This is a genomic window from Aquimarina agarivorans, assembly GCF_000218485.1.
GTDB classification, from domain to species: Bacteria; Bacteroidota; Bacteroidia; order Flavobacteriales; family Flavobacteriaceae; genus Aquimarina; species Aquimarina agarivorans.
Window position 1 is genome coordinate 74361 of the sequence record NZ_AFPB01000059.1, and the last position, 17688, is coordinate 92048.

The 17688-nt window shown below is 35.6% G+C and carries 10 protein-coding genes; 7 read left to right on the forward strand and 3 right to left on the reverse strand.

Features of this window, described 5'->3' with window-relative positions; translation table 11 throughout:
* The first annotated feature begins 462 nt into the window (after positions 1-462).
* From tssD to GMC_RS18790, 6 genes are all read left to right on the forward strand, one after another.
* The gene (tssD, locus tag GMC_RS20445) at positions 463-2481 is read left to right on the forward strand and encodes a type VI secretion system tube protein TssD (protein ID WP_010520661.1); all 2019 of its coding nucleotides are present in this window, start codon (positions 463-465) and stop codon (positions 2479-2481) included.
* Positions 2482-2485: 4 nt separating this feature from the next.
* Complete coding sequence (locus GMC_RS20450; RefSeq protein ID WP_010520662.1) at positions 2486-3088, forward strand: hypothetical protein; 603 nt, start codon at positions 2486-2488, stop codon at positions 3086-3088.
* Between the two features lie 130 nt (positions 3089-3218).
* Positions 3219-3428 carry a reprolysin-like metallopeptidase gene (locus GMC_RS0102555; protein ID WP_010520663.1) on the forward strand — a complete coding sequence of 70 codons (210 nt, stop codon included), beginning with the start codon at positions 3219-3221 and terminating at the stop codon, positions 3426-3428.
* Between the two features lie 3 nt (positions 3429-3431).
* Positions 3432-4040: a hypothetical protein gene (locus GMC_RS0102560; RefSeq protein WP_238527902.1), complete on the forward strand. Its 609-nt coding sequence runs from the start codon at positions 3432-3434 to the stop codon at positions 4038-4040.
* 204 nt (positions 4041-4244) lie between these two features.
* Entirely contained in the window at positions 4245-4667 is a 423-nt protein-coding gene (locus GMC_RS0102565; RefSeq protein ID WP_010520665.1) for a hypothetical protein, read from the forward strand.
* Between the two features lie 95 nt (positions 4668-4762).
* A complete protein-coding gene (locus GMC_RS18790; protein WP_010520666.1) occupies positions 4763-5269 on the forward strand; it encodes a hypothetical protein in 507 nt (168 codons plus the stop codon).
* Between the two features lie 233 nt (positions 5270-5502).
* On the opposite strand, the gene GMC_RS18795 is transcribed toward GMC_RS18790, so the two are convergent.
* Positions 5503-5811, reverse strand: coding sequence for a hypothetical protein (locus GMC_RS18795; RefSeq protein ID WP_010520667.1), 309 nt, complete (start codon positions 5809-5811; stop codon positions 5503-5505).
* A 413-nt stretch (positions 5812-6224) separates the two neighbouring features.
* On the opposite strand from GMC_RS18795, the gene GMC_RS0102585 reads away from it, so the two are divergent.
* Entirely contained in the window at positions 6225-12740 is a 6516-nt protein-coding gene (locus tag GMC_RS0102585; protein ID WP_010520668.1) for a glycosyl hydrolase family 8, read from the forward strand.
* Between the two features lie 132 nt (positions 12741-12872).
* On the opposite strand, the gene GMC_RS0102590 is transcribed toward GMC_RS0102585, so the two are convergent.
* Together GMC_RS0102590 and GMC_RS18800 are read right to left on the reverse strand one after the other, a co-directional pair.
* Positions 12873-15500 (reverse strand): galactose-binding domain-containing protein, encoded by a 2628-nt coding sequence (locus tag GMC_RS0102590; RefSeq protein WP_040472342.1) that lies wholly within the window; start codon positions 15498-15500, stop codon positions 12873-12875.
* 340 nt (positions 15501-15840) lie between these two features.
* Positions 15841-17682 (reverse strand): galactose-binding domain-containing protein, encoded by a 1842-nt coding sequence (locus GMC_RS18800; RefSeq protein ID WP_040472330.1) that lies wholly within the window; start codon positions 17680-17682, stop codon positions 15841-15843.
* Positions 17683-17688: the final 6 nt, after the last annotated feature.

Here is a 17688-nt window from a genome sequence, read left to right on the forward strand (position 1 = left end):
GTTCAGTTTTTTTTAGATAGTGGAACTGTATAAATTTTATTTTTCAGAATTTTAAGTGTACTGTTTAATAAAGCTGCATTTTAATTCGGTAAATTCATATAGGTAATGGTATTATTGGAGTAAATGCAACGATTGGTTATATCCCACGTCGACGTGAGCGTCACGCTCGTGAACCTAAGCAAAGAACGCAAAAGTAATAAGTGAATAATGTGATAAAAGTTGTTTCAGGGTTAATAATTGATCCAATTGATCATAAATATAGTAGTGCTATAAATTATGGAAATGATGCCCCTATTATTTTAAAAATTGATTTGAATTAGCTTTTAAAGTCACGAGCGAAACGCTCGTGAAAGCAAAGGGGGGATGGCTAATTAAAATTTTGTTCGTTATACTGTTTAATAGTATAGGTTATTATAAATCATAAAATAACCTATATTTGGTTCAAAACTAAGCATTAACCAAATGACGCACGCCTATCTTTATTTAGATGATAAAAAATACCGGCTACTAAATTTTAACTTTAGTTTTAATCAACGTACAGGAATAAATAATAAGCCTACTGGTATAACTACCGGAGGGCAAATAAATATTACTTTAGAAACTTCTAAAGATGTAACTATGTTTGAGTGGACTGCTCATCATAATATGCAAAAAAACGGGCGTATTGAACTCATGAGCCGGGATGGAATGCAAATTGATTTTAAATTGGAATTTGCCAATGCTTATGCAACCTCTGCTACTAATTTTTATACGGCAGACACTTCGCAACCTATGCACCACACGGTGCTAATTACCCCAGGAATACTTCGTTTTAACGGTGATAATGATATTATATTTAAACAAACTTGGGACGATGGTACTGCATTTAATGAGCAACCTAAACCAATTAGCAGTAGGGATAATACAACCCCCGAAATAAAAAGCATACAATGGGTAAACAGCGATACCGAAGAACAGAATATAAAAGAAATCGGCTACAAAGAAAACCTAAGTTTACTCGCTGCAATTAATAACCCCGAAGGCAATAGCGTTACCATTACTTTAGAAAAAGAAGACGGCAGCGAATTCAGCGAAGGTGAAAAAGTACTCACGTTTACAGAAACGCTAGATGATGCTGGTATCGTAGAACTCACCCCAACCGAAATCAAGGAACAGTGGGAAGCTTTTAAAACCAATGATATTGATAAACTGGTTGCCAAAGTTACTCACGCAGAGGCCAGCAAAAAAAGTAGTGCATTGCAACTTAAGCCAAGTCCACAAGTAATTGTAAACTTTAGACCACACAGCGGTTGGCAAGGGGAGTTTGGGTTTGATTGGATGCGGGTAAAAGATACTTTGTTAGGTGGTGATGTAGATTACAAGCAGCATGTAGGGAGTTATGGAGCAATTTCTGCGACCAAACCAGGAGCTGTATTTACCCCTAAAAACTATTCTAAGTTAAAAGCTGAATATACTCCTAACAATTTGAATGGAAGAAAAGACGCTTCGGGTAACGTAATTAAATATTATACGCCTTGGCTTTCTATTTACAGGGAACCAAATATAGCGACACCACCTTTTGCAGAGTTAGAAGTAAATATTGAGGTAACAGCCAAACCTGACGAAGCCTATATTGAATTTTCAAAAAAACATTTTGATATCAAAGGAGCAACTGATTCTCCAAACGATCAAAACTTAAGACAATATAAATTTCCTTCGGCTGCTTTGGCTAAAACTACTCCTGGTAACCCCAATAGTGGAAGTGTTAAATTAGAATGCTTACATACATTTCCTAAAGATGAAGTAATAAAAGTTTGGGCTGTAAATAAAAAAAGCGATGGTACTATGGGTACGCCAATACTATCCGGGTTACTAAACGTTAAGGCGAATAGTAAAGCGAATCGTTATAAGGCGGATATTGTTTTTGTTGAGGTTTGGACTAAATTAGGTGCAAGTGTAAAAAAAGCAAATCCAATTGGAAGAGAAGCCGAATTAGAAAAATACATGAAACAAGCTTTAGCAAAACCTAATTTTGAAACAGTAAGTTTGGATTTATCGTCAGATTCTACTTTCAATAGCCGTTTTAGTTCAAGAGGTAGTATACCAAAAAATGAAGCAAAAAGTGATGCAATCCAAGATTATTTAATTGATGCTCTATACAACCAATACGATCCTTTAAAGAAAAATTATAGAAGACATTATAAAATATTCTTTATAAATGAAAATGCGCATGGTTTATACGGAAGGTCTTATGGAATACCATCTATTAAAAGATCAGTCGTGGTTTATGCTGTTGGTTTTAGAGATAGTACTCTAGCACATGAAAGTTTTCATGCAATGGGATTACATCATAGTTTTGATAATAATAGTAAACATGTTTTTGAATTTCAGAAAACAGATAATATTATGGATTATTCTGATATTGCAACCCCTTCTATATCGGTAATAGCTACATGGAAGTGGCAGTGGCAATCGTTAGTTAATAATTTAGATAAAGAATAAAGTTATGAAAGTTATTTTTCTAATATTAATTTTATTGAATACAGGATGTGTTGGACAAAATAAAAATGGTTCTACTCCAAAAAAAAATCATAATAATATAATGGATACATTTGATATAATTGAATTTAACAAATATAAAGACGAATCTAAAACTTATGAATACTCATTGAAAGATGGTAGAAAAGTTACTCAATTTGGCGATGATAAAGGTGGGTATTACGAATATACAGATATAAAAAATATTCCAAAATTTAAGAAATATAAAGAATTTTATAGTTCTGGAGTCTTAAAAGTAAAAGGGAAAATTTATGAAAATGATTTTGCGTTAGGGGTTTGGGAATATTATGATGAAGATGGTAATTTAGAAAAAAAAGTAAATTACGATAAACCTTTCAAATATAATTGGGGAAATATTCTAGATTTTATTAAAAAGAACAAAATTGACATTTTTAAAAATACTACTCACATATCAAGAAATTCAGAAAATACTCCCCCTATTTGGCAAGTAACTTGGCAATACGACAACACAAGATTAAAGTCAATCACGATTAATGGTATTACGGGAGAAATCATTGAAGAAAAGTTTGATACTATGGAAAAACTTTAATTCATATATTTTAGTTTTCTAATTATTCTTTCTTATTAGAACCAAAAAAATACTTGATAATACTGTAATATAAAAATATTATCAAGGGTATAATGGTGCTGCCAAAACAGTCAATTGTAAAGAAGTCGTATTGTACAACACTCATAATACCTTTACAACAACGCACGAAATTTTACATGCCATGGGGTTAGAGCACAGTTTTAGTAATAAGAGCAAACATACCTTCGAAATTAAAAAAACGGACAACATCATGGATTATTCTCATAATGTAGGGATCAATCGTGTTAGTACCTGGCGTTGGCAATGGAAAAAAATTCAACCTAATGTTACCAAAGAATAAAGTATGAGATTATTACATATTATACTATCCGTGTTTATATGCTTTTCTTGCAGAGGTCAAGAAAGCAGACAGAATAATACAACACAAAAAGACACCACAATGACTACAGAAAAATTTGATATAGCAACATTCGAAAAAAATAAAATTAATACTGAATACAATTTTGTTTTAGATGATGGAACTAAAGTGAGACAAGTTGAAGGAGAAAATGATTATTCCGTTTACGAATACCCAGCACCTCCCGAATTATTTATGACTTTCAAAAGGTTTTATAAGAGCAATAAAAGTTTAGAGCAACATGTGATTAGGTTTCCTAATAGATTTTTAAAAAAAAGATTGGAATATGATAAAGAAGGAAAATTAGTCGAAGCAGTTGATTATGACAAACCCTTTAAATTTTCTTTTGAACAATTATTAGAATTAATCAAAAAAGAAAAAGATACCATTGATCTATTCGATAAAAATACAACTATAGGTAGAGGGAGTGACGAAAAAGGAACTGACTGGTACATAACTTACAAAAAAGTACCCATGCGCCGAGAAGTGATAAAGGTAGATGGTATTACAGGAGAAATTTTAGAACGCAGTCATTACTCACATTTAGACAATTAAGAAGATGTTCAAATGCTTTTTTTTCGTAGTATTTTTGTTGTGCAATGGTTTGGTGCTTACCAGTCAAAACATTACCCATAAAAGCAGGAGCGTACCACACAAAATGACACCACGCGAACCACAGAAAAATTTGATATAAAAACATTTGAAAAAAACAAAATAGATGGGGAGTATAATTTTGTATTAGATGATGGTACTGAAATTATGCAAGAAATTGATAATGAATTTTACAATGAGACAATTAAACCTCCACTTCCAGAGACTTTTATTACAGATAAAAGATATTATCCGTCTGGAAACTTAAAGTCAGAATTAGTTCATTTTCCTAATAGATTTTTGAAAAGTCTAAAAAAATATGACGAAACAGGAAAATTAATAGAAGAAATTAATTATGACAAACCTTTTAAATTTTCTTTTGAGCAATTGATAGAATTGATTAAGAATGAAAAAGATTCAATTTATGTTTTTGACAAAAAAAATACGACTATAAGCAGAAGTAATGATAATTATGGTGCTTTTTGGTACATAACCTACAAAAAAGTTCCTATGCGCAGAGAAGTAATTAAAATAGGTGGTATTACTGGTGAAATCTTAGAACGTAGCCATTATTCTCATTTAGATAATTAAACAAATGTTTAGATATCTGTTCATTGTAGTTTTTTCTTTTTTTAATTGTTTTGTAATTCTAGGTCAAAATAATAAAAAAATAATCACATAAAAACTTGATATGTAAACTTTTAAAAAGGAAGTCAATCAGATTACAGGAAAAAGAATTTCAAAAAAATGGCTTAACTATAATAGAAGAAAGTCAATCTTATGGATTTGTAAGGGAAATATATTACTCCGATAGCAATTTTTCTGAAATTAAGTTATTTTATTCAAGTGGAAATGTAAAAGAAAAGGGGATATATTTTAATAATGGTTCTCAATATGGTATTTGGTATAAATTTGATGAAAAAGGAAAATTAATTCAAGAAATTAATACCGATGAGGGTTATGATTTTGGGTGGAAGGAAATAATCGCTTATTGCGAACAAAAAGAAATTGAATTAACCAAAGTCTACGTGAAAGGAGGGTATCAAACTGAAATTTTGAAGCAAGAAGAAAACGGCAGAAAAGTATGGGTAATTTCGTATTTAGTAAGCCCTGTTTTAATTTGTAAAGAAACTTTAGATGGTGTTACAGGGAAATTACTTAATTCTGAAGAATTGGAGTTTATTAATCATTAAATTCTTGTATGATCTATCTATTTTTATTTTTAATAATTTACTCTTTGGTTAATTAAATTATCCTTGAGTTTGCGAAATGAATAATGTAAAAACTAATTTTTATCAGGGAAATTTGTAATCAGAATCAGTATTCTTTGTGCTCTATAATTGCTTAAAACGGAAAAAAGACAAGCCAATGAGTGAATCGGTATCATTGGCTTGATGTTTAATTATTTTGTTCTTAATTTTTATAACTAAAGATTATTTACAATGCTACTGTAGTCTTCGAAATCAATTTTTCCGCCAAAAAGCTCAGCAGACTTTTTAAGTAATTGTTCGGAACGTTCAGATGAAAATCCTAAACCAATAGCATATTTTTTAATGAGTTTCTTTTCTATTTCATCCATGGTGTGATCGGCATATATGATTTTAAATAAATCATACAAACGCTCTAAACGCTCGCCACTATTATTTGGTGGATTAATCGGATAATGCTTAGGTGTTTTTAAAATTTCTTCAAATTCACTGTCGTCAACATCAAGTTTGCGAGCAAAACGTTTCAATAAATCAAGTTCTTTTTCATTAATTGCTCCGTCAGAAGAAGCTAAAGTTACAATACTGGCAAAGTGGCCTAAGTTTTTTTGTGCTTCCCACTATCGAATAAATCATTAAATGACATAAATATGTTTTTTTAGAAGTACAAATATAGCCAAAGTCAAATAATCTAAATTCACTCCATCTTATTTTATTACGTTGTAATAGGTATTTATAAGATAAAAATGTCAGTCAATTTGTTGTAGTTTTTTTCGCTAACAGTCTTTTGTTTTTCAGATTTTTTATTGGTGTAGTGTTTTGTTTTTGGGATAAAACGCATACTGGCAATTAATGGTTGTTTTTTGAAAATTTTAACAGGTAATTTTTTAAAGTCAACAACGTTACAAAGCATAACTAAACCGCTATTTACACCACTATATCAATGAATAAAATATACTCATGTTTTATTGCGTTTTTTCTTGCAATTGTAAGTTTTTCTCAAGCCCCAACCGCCCCTGAAGTTTTCGTAGATATCAATTCAGGTAATCCTGCGTTTCCTTTTCCTCAATTTTTAGCCTATGAATCAGTAAATCATAAATTAGGAAATTTAGCAACAACAAATGCGCCAGGGGTGACTCATGCCGAAATGGAGGAAACCATACGCGATGCTTGGCAAATTATGGCCAACCGTTTCAAATATTCAGGCGAAAGTCATGATGGAGTAAGGTACATAAGAGCAAATTTAGGATGTCCATATGATTGTTCCGAAGGTGATGGCTATGGGATGTTGGCAGCTGTTGAAATGGCAGATAAAACTACGTTTGATGGAATTTGGTTTAGAACGCATGACCTTAGAATGATCAAGCAGCCGAGGTATTCAGACTGTATTGTACCTGATCCGGCTTACAGATATGGAGAGTTTGCACTTAAAGATAATACGGATTCAGCCGCTGATGGAGATTATGATATTGCGTTGGCTTTATTAGTAGCCTATAAGCAGTGGGGTGATGATTCTGGGTATAAGGATGCCTGTGGCAACGTGATAAGTTATAAAGATGAGGCACTCAAAGTTATAAGAGGAATAGTAGAAAGAGCAGACGGAGATGTTGTAAATAATGATTTTTCATCAGGTTCTATAGGCTATGATGGCTATTTTAAAGGAGGTAATACATGGGTGCAATTGACGGATTTTTTACCTCCAGGAAGTCCAGGTGTTCCTCAATTTGGAGGTTCAGGGCAACAACATATTGATTATGCAGCGCCATCTTATTATCATGCTTTTGCGGACTTTTTAGATAAAAACGGAGAGGCAAGAGATCAAGGTTGGAATATCAGTCAATTTGAAAGAGCAGAAGCTTCATCGGATTGGTTAATGGGCAAAATGTTAGATGATGCCACTACGCTTCCTTTGGCAGGTTGGGTGGAATTGGATGCATCTAATAATCCAACCTATTCTAATTTTTTAGATGGAGAAGATTTTAGAAACCCATGGCGAACGGTGTTAAATTATGTATGGCATGGGGATCCTAAAACATCATGGAATCCAACAACACATCAAGTAGATCCAGGGGGAAACTCATTTGAGCAAAATATAGGAAAACGATTGGCTAGATTTTTAGATAATCCAGGTCAGGCTCCGTGGTCGAATGATTGCGAAGATGTAGGGGGAGGACCTAATTTAACATATAATGGAACTTCACAAGTAAAACAATATTACAACCCTATAACAGGAAAAGAGCAAACTCCTTTTCCCTTAAACTGGTTGGCAGGAACAGGTTCGCCTGCTGCCGTAGCAGCTGAAGATTATGACTTAATGGCAAAACTATACCGTCAATGCGTTATTGAATGGGATACTACTACAGCGGGAGATGGGTATTTAACAAGTATTCCTGGTTATTTTCATGGTTTTTTTAGATTGTTAGGTATGTTAACCCTTTCGGGAAATCACCACTCTCCTGCGGAAGCAGTGTTGGAATCAAACTTAAAGGTGTATCATAGCGTAAATAAAACTTTTGCTTTTACGGGAGATGAAGTTGAGTTTACCATTAGTTACAGAAATTATGCCTCTGTAGATGGGAAAGACGTTAAAATTAGTACGACACTGCCTAAAGGGATGAGCTTTGTTTCTGCAACTGATGGCGGTGTAAATTCAGGCGGAACTGTTACCTGGGATATAGGTACGGTACCAGGTTTTAAATCTACCACAGGAATTCCACCTACGCAAGGGGAAGTCAAGATGATTTTAAAAATTGATAAAGGAACTACAGGGAGGATTTGCACAGAATTTGATATTGAGACTTCAAACGGAAAAGGCTGGACATCTAATGAATTTCCAAACGAGGAAACGGCGGTGATGCAGCGTAATTGTTTTGACGTGGCAGAAAAAGCTTTAGAAATTGAAAAAACAGTGGATAATGCTACAGTTAATCCTGGAGATCAAGTTACATACACCGTAGATTTTGAAAATGCCTCATCAGGCGGATTTTTAAATGGAGGTAGACAAGGTGTAATTCCTGCATATGCGCATAGCGGACACGGAGGTACAACCAATCAAAGCGATGTTAAAATAAGGTTGTATCACGGCGCAGCCGAGCCCTACATTGATTATGGGAATTATCGTATTTCATTATTTTTAAATGATAATGCTGTGGATTGTGTGGCAGGAACACCAGGTTGTACGGGTACAGGTTGGGCATTGGATGCACAAATTTACGAAGGAGGAGATCGATCAAAAGTAAGTATAACCAGTGAAAAGATTATTCCTGGATCCGATGCTAATGGTGCTTGGAACCAACGGGTAATTGTTAAATTTTCAGAACAACTGGCGACAATTACGCCTCATATTTCACGCTACTTTGGTTTAACAGGCGGACGTGTGCACCAGGGAGGAGCAAATCCACTTAGAGCCAAATGGCAAATGCATACTAGTGCATGGGGTGATGTACAGTGGGATGATGACTGGTCGTGGAATCCAGCAGTGAGTGATGGTGATGACGGTTTGTATTATCCAGTGACAAATAATTGGACAGATCCGGATAATCCTGATGTGCCAGTAATGGAATATCATAATGAAGCCTGCGAAACACCTGCTATTACCATTGACAATGTATTGGTTGAGGAATGGGATGGTTTTACTTGGCGTAGAATTTTTGGAAATAGTCCTGTACCAGGGCGAGAAGTTGAAGATGTAGTTTTAACTGATGTTCTGCCTGTAGGATTTACATTTGTTGGTTTTGTAGATGATAAGGGTGCGAATTTAGGGGATTCAGTAACTATTTTGGGCGAACAAGCCACTTATGACAAAGCCACCAGAACAATTACTTGGAAAAAAAGTGCCATGCAGGTTAAGGAAAAAGGATCATTCAGTTATTTGGCAACAGCAAATTTTAGTTCTGGAGTTTGTTCAAGAGCTGATGAAGTTCAAATCAACACGGCTTCAATAGAAGCTAAAAATGAGTCGCCAGTGATTGATACCGCCGAAGTTACTATTACCTGTACTCCGGTAATATTACCTCCGCCGCCTTCGTCAATGACAAAAACGGTTATTCCAAAATCAGCTGTAGTGGGTGATGAGGTAACCTATACTTTAAGTTATAAAAATACCGATGGTTCTCCTTTTGAGGCTGATTTCACTAGGTCATGGACTACCCAAAGTGGACCTGCTATGACGGTGACACCTAATGTGGGTGTTTCAAATGTGTCAAATAGTGTGGCGGTTTCAACACATGATTTTTCGCATGGAACAAACGGAACGATTGAGGCCGAAGTTAATTTTGCAGATAGTCAGGCTTATGGATTTGCCTTACGACATACTGGAGGAGCCATTGATAATGGAATTTATATTATTTTTAAACCTAATTTTGGAGGTGCAAGTTTAGGAGTGGAGGTGTTTGACGGTACTACTTCCTTAAAATCGACAACTGTAACACCTCCAGGAAATCCTGTGAACATAAAATTGCAGTTAGCGGATGATCAGTTGCAATTATGGGTAGGGAATACCGCAAGTCCGACACCTACATGGGTAGTCACCGGTGTACCTGAACGCGCTGGGTATGCGGGAGTGATTAATGGATTGCCAGACGGTTCTTCAACTTCAGGCGTACACCAGTTAACGGCATATAAATCGGGACTGGATTCCGCATTTGATTTGCAAATTACCGATCCAATACCTGCTGAAATTACTTTTGTATCTGCTGCTGATGCTGGTACAAACGTATCAGGAGTGGTTACTTATCCTAAATTAGCAGGTCCCGTATTGGCCGATACCGAGGTTACTTACTTCTGGAAGGGTGAAATTGCTTCATGTCCTGCTACTTCTAAAATTGTTAACTTGGCGTTTACTAACGCCTTAGGTTTGCCTAAAGATTTTATTAGCGCGCAAGCTATAGTGGACTGTAGTGGGGTAGATTTATGTGCTGCTGTTGTGGTTGCAGAACCTATTCAAAATGTGCCTGAATTTTGTATAGGGGATACGTCTGCGGATATAGATACTTATATTACAGCAACTGAAACTATAGTTTGGTATATGGACGCTGTAAGCACTTCTGCTATAGCAAAACCAACAATAGACACCTCGTTAGCAGGAACAACTACATATTATGTGGCACAAAAGACAGCTACAGATTGCGAAAGTGCCCGTATTCCTGTTACTATTGTTGTTAACGCAGGTGGGGCGGCTCAATCAGCCACCAAAACAATACAAAGTGGCGGTACGATAGCTTTTGATATCATTTCGGAAATGGGATTGGAAGCGGGTAGTGTCAGTTGGGAGACAACGGACAATACAAATGTCACTGGCGAGTCTTTGACGGCTACTAGATCAGATATTCTTGATGATGTATTGGTCAACACTTCTAGCATTAGCGAAACTATTACTTATCTCATTACCTCAAACCCAACTACAGGATGTCCGCCAGAACCATCGGAATTGGTGGTTACTGTATTGCCTCCAGTAACAACACTATCGGCATTTATAAGTGATGCAGCTGTAGTTGAAGGTGGTGATTTGGAGTTTGATGTCAAATTAACAGAGGTGGCAATAACAGATGTTGAGGTTACTTTTGCCATATCCGATATTTCCACACTGCCTGCAGATTATAGGGTAACAGTTGCTAGCATTACTATTTTATCAGGTGATGATGAAGGTGTTTTTGTATTGCCTACTGAGGATGATACTGAAGTAGAAATTACCGAAGAGGTGGAAGTAACTATTGTTAATGTAAATGGGTTACCTAATTCTATTACTTCCGCAGCTGTTGGTGAAATAGAGGATAATGACATAGCTTGCCCCGTGGTAGATAATCCTGTAGTGGCAAGTACTACGTTTTGCGTAGGAGAAACTGTTTTAGACATTGAAACATTTGTCACCGCAACAGAACCATTAGTTTGGTATGCCGATGCCTTGGGAACAACACCTATAAGTGTACCCAATATTGATACGTCAGTTTCAGGCGCTATGTTTTATTATGTGGCTCAGCAAACTTCAGCAGGATGCGAGAGTGAACGTGTGCCTGTAGCTGTAAATGTGGTAGGTGGAGATTCAGGAAAACTAGCTACTATGACTATTGTTAACGGTGCTACTGTTAATTTTGATATTGTAGCTGAAATGAGTTTGGAAGCTGGTAACATCAATTGGAAGGCCTCCGATAATAGTGACACAATTGGAGAAACATTAACTAGCACAAATTCGGATACCATTTTTGACACAATTACAAATACTTCGGAAAATCCGCAGCTTGTCGTTTACACTATAGCATCAACACCATCTTCAGGCTGTATTCCTGAGCTGTCGGAATTACAAGTTACCGTACTTCCTGATGCGTCAGTACTAACAGCCGTTATTAGTAAAGGTGATGCTGTTGTAGAAGGTGAAAAATTAGTGTTTCCAATTGCTTTAACAGAAGTAGCTACTAAGGATATTGAGGTGACTTTGGCAATTACAAACATCACTGCATTGCCTCGGGATTACATAAGTGGAACTTTAAGTGTAATTATACCTAGTGGAGGGAGTACTGCAAATTTTGAATTAGAAACATTGGATGATTTTATTGAAGAAGAAGCTGAAACTTTGCAGTTAGAAATTGTAAATGTTGATGGTGTGCCAAATTCGATTTTTCAAACAGCAATTGGTACTATTGAAGATAATGATGGTCCGGAGCCTTGTATGGCATTGTCAGCTCCATTAGTGACTGATGCTATCTTTTGTTTTGGCATGCCTCCAGTAGATATTGAAACATTTGTTTCCGCAACAGAATCCTTGGTTTGGTACACTAGTGCATTGACAATAATGCAGAGTTCAAAGCCGATTATTGATACTAGTATAGCTTCTGAAACAACCTATTTTGTTGCTCAAAAAGATGATGCTGATTGCGAGAGTGTGCGTTCATCATTCACAATTACTGTTACTCCTGAAAAAACATCGCAAGTGGATGCAATAGTTATTGAAAGTGGAGCTGTTGTTAATTATGATTTAGTTTTTGATATGGGATTACTTCCCAATACATTTGAATGGAAGGCAAGTGGAGATTCGGACTTAATAGATGGAGCGTCTACAGTTGTATCAACCAATGGTTTTATTTCAGATGTATTAATTAACACTACAGATCAGGTACAACAGATAATTTATGAAATAAATGAAGTAAGTGGCGAATGTCCTTCCGAATTGACTTCAACTTTAACAGTGAGTGTCAATCCTCCTAGAGACAGGGCATATCCTTTATTTTTTACTCCAGATGGTGATGCAAATAATGATTATTGGCAAGTAAGTACAAAAGCCATGAACCTTATTGAATATATTGAAATTTATGATCGCTACGGCAGGTTGTTAGCAAGCTTTAGGCCAACAGATCGTTGGAATGGTACGTATAATGATTTGCATATGCCCGCTGATGATTATTGGTTTGTTTCTAAATTAATTGATGGTAAACAAGAAACTGGTCATTTTAGTTTGATAAGATAATATCATTTTTAACGTGAAATTACCCGTTTAAAATTGGTTTTTTTGATACTTACAAAAATAAAAAATAAGCGTAGCTAAGGCTACGCTTATTTTTTGTTTGAATAATCTAAAATCAGCACCAGTGTTACAAGTCTATTTTACAACAAGCTTCTTTACTTTTTTATTGATTTCAATAAAATAAATACCACTAGATAAATTAATAGTTTCTGCAGTTGTTTGTTGATCTTGAGTGTTTATTTTAGTAATTAATCTTCCTGAGACATCAAAAATTGAAAGTGCACCGCCTGCTGTAGTATTTTCAATGGTAACCGCGTTTCCACTAGCAACCGGATTAGGGTAAAGATTCAATGGTGCTAAGGAATCATTTAAACTTAATACTTTAGCACCAGAAACTGGTGTGCCAAATACTTCAATTTCAGCAATATTGAGTATTCCTATGCCAGTTAATTGTACTCTAACATAACGCCCTGTAAAATTCATGCCTACACTGGTAGGTCTTTCCGCAACATCACTCTGGAAAAATACGCCCACACCTGTTTGGTTTGCAGTAGTAACAATGTCAGTTGAAATAAAGGGTTGATCAGAAATAAATAATTGATATTCACTTAACCTTTCAGCACAGCAGTCCTCTCTATTCCAAATATTAACTTGATTTATTGAAAAACGACCACCTAAATCTATTTCAACCCAGGTATTTCCATTTTCAGCAGTATGAGAAAAATTATTTCGATTGCCATCAACAGCAAAAGACGCTTCAAGTTCAAAAAGAGTACTTGATTGGGTGGCAGTTTTATTTAATGCAATATTTGTTACAGGTGTTGGTGGGGCAGGATTTGCTACATTTATTGTAATGGTTTGTGAGCTTTCAACGCCATCATTATCCGTAGCAATTGCTTGCAAAGTATGCGAACCAGCAGTTACATTGTTTAATAAATTATCATTACTATTGCCATTATCGATACCCCAGTTGTAAGGCGATATATTTTCTTGCCTTACTAAAGTACCATCATAAAATAACCTTACGTTTGAAATAGTGCCATCAGTATCGCTTGCATTTACCGTTACGCCAATACTAGCTTCTTGAGTAAAATTAGTTCCGTTGCTAGGATTTGTAAAACTAATTTGTGGAGGTAAGTTATCTGCAGGTGGTGTTGGTGGTGCGGGGTTTGATATGTTATAAGTAATAAGGGTATTATCGTCAGCAAAACCAGTATCATTATTTACTGACATGAATACCAAAAGTAAAATTTGATGTCCTGCATCTAAATTTGCTGATGATGGTATAGGATTAGTACCAGCCTCATCAAAACTTGCAGGTATGGTGTATGAAAAATTTGTTGTACCAGTATTTGCGGCACTACCCGGGATAGCTACGGTAAATGGGCTTGTAGCTACTTCATTACCTGATTCATCCAATTCTCTTATTTGAACAGCTACGTAATTTAGGTCTTCTTCATTTCCATTTGAAATGCCTGTGGCATAACTCAAATTAAGGTTTACGTTTTGTCCAGGTTGAAATTGAGGAGTGGCACTCCCTGCAGGAGCAAATGAACTACTATTGTTAAACGTTACTGAACGTGTTCTGTTTGTAGTTCCAACAGGAGGATTACCGCCACCACTAGCACTAACGGGTTTGTAAACACGTATCCAGTCAACTCGCATGGTATGATCAGCTCTTCGGCTTATTTCAGTATCCGTTGGGGACCTACCAGCGTCAGCCTGAAAACTTTGATCTTCAACATTGATAATGATATCCATATCTTTAGAAAATTGCCTACCATTATTTAAATGATTAAATGGATCAATTACACTTACGTTGGAAGCTGCTTGAGCAGCTTGTAAATTTGGAGCAGTAATCATTTGTTGGAATCCAGCTCTGGCACCAGTTTCAAAAAGTAATTGTCCTCCTGGTTGATCGCTTGTAACTCCCGCAGGGTAAGTAGCTTCAAATTGACCATTAATTAACCTGCTTTGCAATGCGTTGTTGTCAACAATACGCTGTAATTGTCCGTCAATATAATACTCCAATCTTGTTGGTGAAACCCAGTATACGCCAATATTTACGGTTCTACCGCCCCATTCTGAAATACCTTGTCTTCTCCAAAAACTGTTAAAATCGCGTGGTTGGTAATCTGTAAAAGGTTGACGTATAAATACATGATGACTTAAATGGATGCGTTCAGCAAAAAAAGCATTCCGGCCATCATCGCCTGAGCCTCCGTAGGCTTCAATAATATCAATTTCTTCAGTATCATCAGGGCTTAATAACCAAACATCGCTGGCCAGCATCGAATTCATTATTTGAATTCGAGTTTCTACAAAAACAGGATATTTAACTCGGTTTAAGTTTGTCATACAACCTGATCTGGTAGCAAAGTTGTATAATTGTTCCCCACTAAAACCTCTTTTTACTTCGCCAGGAACTCTGGAGGCTATAATATTTAAAAACCCGCCTTGAACAGAAATTTGGTTAGGAGTCCAAATAGTTGGTCCAGGCCCTTGGAAAGTGTTTGGAGCGCCGTTGGGTTGATCGTGGTAAGTATTGTACCATTTTGGTGGTTGTCCAGGAGGGCCAAAATTTACACGAGTATTGCTGGTATTAAATGTGTAATTAAAATCATCGGAAGGGGCTTCTTGCAACTGCCAAGTATTTCCGGCACCAGGATTGGCAGGTATGGGTACGTTATCCCAATCTCGTTGAGCGAATAAACTACATGTTGAATAAAATAGTAAGAGCGAAAATAATTTAATTTTTTTCATTTTTTTGTGTTTAATTTTATGAAATTGTTTCATACCATTTCTGACTTTAAATTTCTCATGCAAAATGTTTTTTTCTTGTCAGAAGAAAAAAATCCTAGTTTGTATTTGAGAACTTTATTGTCAGCTCTAGTATTAGATAAAATAAACGATAAAAAATGTTGTTTTGTTAGATTGTATCTGCAAACGCTAATACTTTATTATCAATTTTTGAATTTAAATGTTAAGTTTTTATTATATAATAAAATAGCACAAAAAAACCGAAGTTCAAAAGGGCTTCGGTTTTTTGAAAATTAGCGAATTTAGTTTTAAGAATTAGTGTTTAGAAAAACAAACTATTAGTTTAGTTAACAATCAATTTTTTTATTTGATTGTTTAAAGAGATAAAATAAAGTCCGCTTGATAGTGCTGAAACATCTATAGTGGTATGATTTTGTTGCATAGTTGTGTTAATTAATAATCTTCCTGCAAAATCTATCCCTTTAATAGTATTGCCTTCCAAAGTGTTTTCAACAGTTATATGGTTTCCTTTACTTACAGGATTTGGATAAAAATTTAGCTTTTCAACTGAATTACTTAAATTATCAGTAGTTAAAATTTTTGCACTAGTAGTCACAGAAGTTCCAAATACCTCAATTTCAGCAGGGTGAAGAATATCTGTGCCTATTAATTGAATACGTACATAGCGTCCTATAAAATTCATACCAACGCTTGTAGGTCTTTCGGCAACATCATTTTGGAAAAATACGCCCACACCTGTTTGGTTGGCAGTAGTAACAATATCTGTTGAAGAAAAAGGCTGATCTGAAATAAATAATTGGTATTCGCTTAATCGATCCTCACAACAATCTTCTCTATTCCAAATATTTACTTGGCTAATGTTGTATCGTTCTCCAAGGTCTATTTCAATCCAAGCATTGGCATCTTCATCAGTATGTGAAAAGTTTTCGGTGTCACCATCGTTTGCAAAAGAAGCTGTTAACCCAAAAAGTGTACCGGATTGCGTAGCTGTTTTGTTTAAAGCAACATTGGTAACCGATGCTATTGATGCTCCAGGATTTGGAGCAGGAGCAGGAGTAGGATTCGTTGGTGCTGTTGCTGTTGGGTTTGTTACACTGATAGTGATAGTTTCAGTAGTGATGTTTCCATCATTATCTATTGCAACGGCAGTTAATGTATGATTTCCTGCAGTTAAATTATTTAGTAAATTATCATTGCTGCCTGGATTATCTGCACCCCAGTTGTAAGGAGTTATATTTTCTTGACGGATAAAAGTTCCGTCAAATGATAAGCGTACATTGCTAATATTGCCATCAATATCAGTAGCATTTACTGTTACTCCTAGATTTTCACCAACACTAAAATTGCTCCCATTACCTAGATTGGTAAAGGATACTTGTGGATTGCTATTGGTTGCCACAGGATTTGGACTTGGTGCAGGTGCTACAGGCGCAGGAGCAGCTGGTGTTGCATTTGTACTGCCATTATTGATGTAAGTAATTGTTGTTGAGGTATCGGCAAAAGCAGTATAGTTATCAACTGACATAAACAAAATCATTAATAATTGGTGGCCATCTTCTAGTTCGTCTGATGACGGTATTGGGAGATTACCTTCTTCATCAAAAGTTGTGGGAATGGTGTAGGCAAAATTAGCAATACCTTGATTGGCTAAATCTGGAGTTCTGTCAATGTCTACAACAGCGGTAAAAGGACTAGAGGCTACTTCCTCACCATCTTCATCTATTTCTCTTATAAGAACGGCTACATAATTAATTGCTTCTTCTTCACCATTTTCGCTACCCGTAGCATAATTTAAACTTAAGCTTACTTCTTCACCAGCTGTAAATTCTGGATCAATAGCGCCGCTAGGAGCAAATAAATTTCTGTTAGTAAACTCTAAAGAACGATCTCTATCAGTGTTTACAGGGATATTTTGAGGACCATTTACTGATACAGGTTTGTACACTCGAATCCAGTCTACTCTCATGATATTGTCTTGAGGTCTGCCTATTTCATCATCAGTGGGAGTGCGTCCTGCGTCAGCTTGAAAACTTTGATCTTCAACATTGATAATGATATCCATTTCTTTTGAAAACTGTCTTCCGTTTTGCAAATGGTTAAAAGGATCAATTACACTTACGTTTGATAAACGTTTTGCTTCAGCTAAACTAGGCGCAGTATTCATCAATTG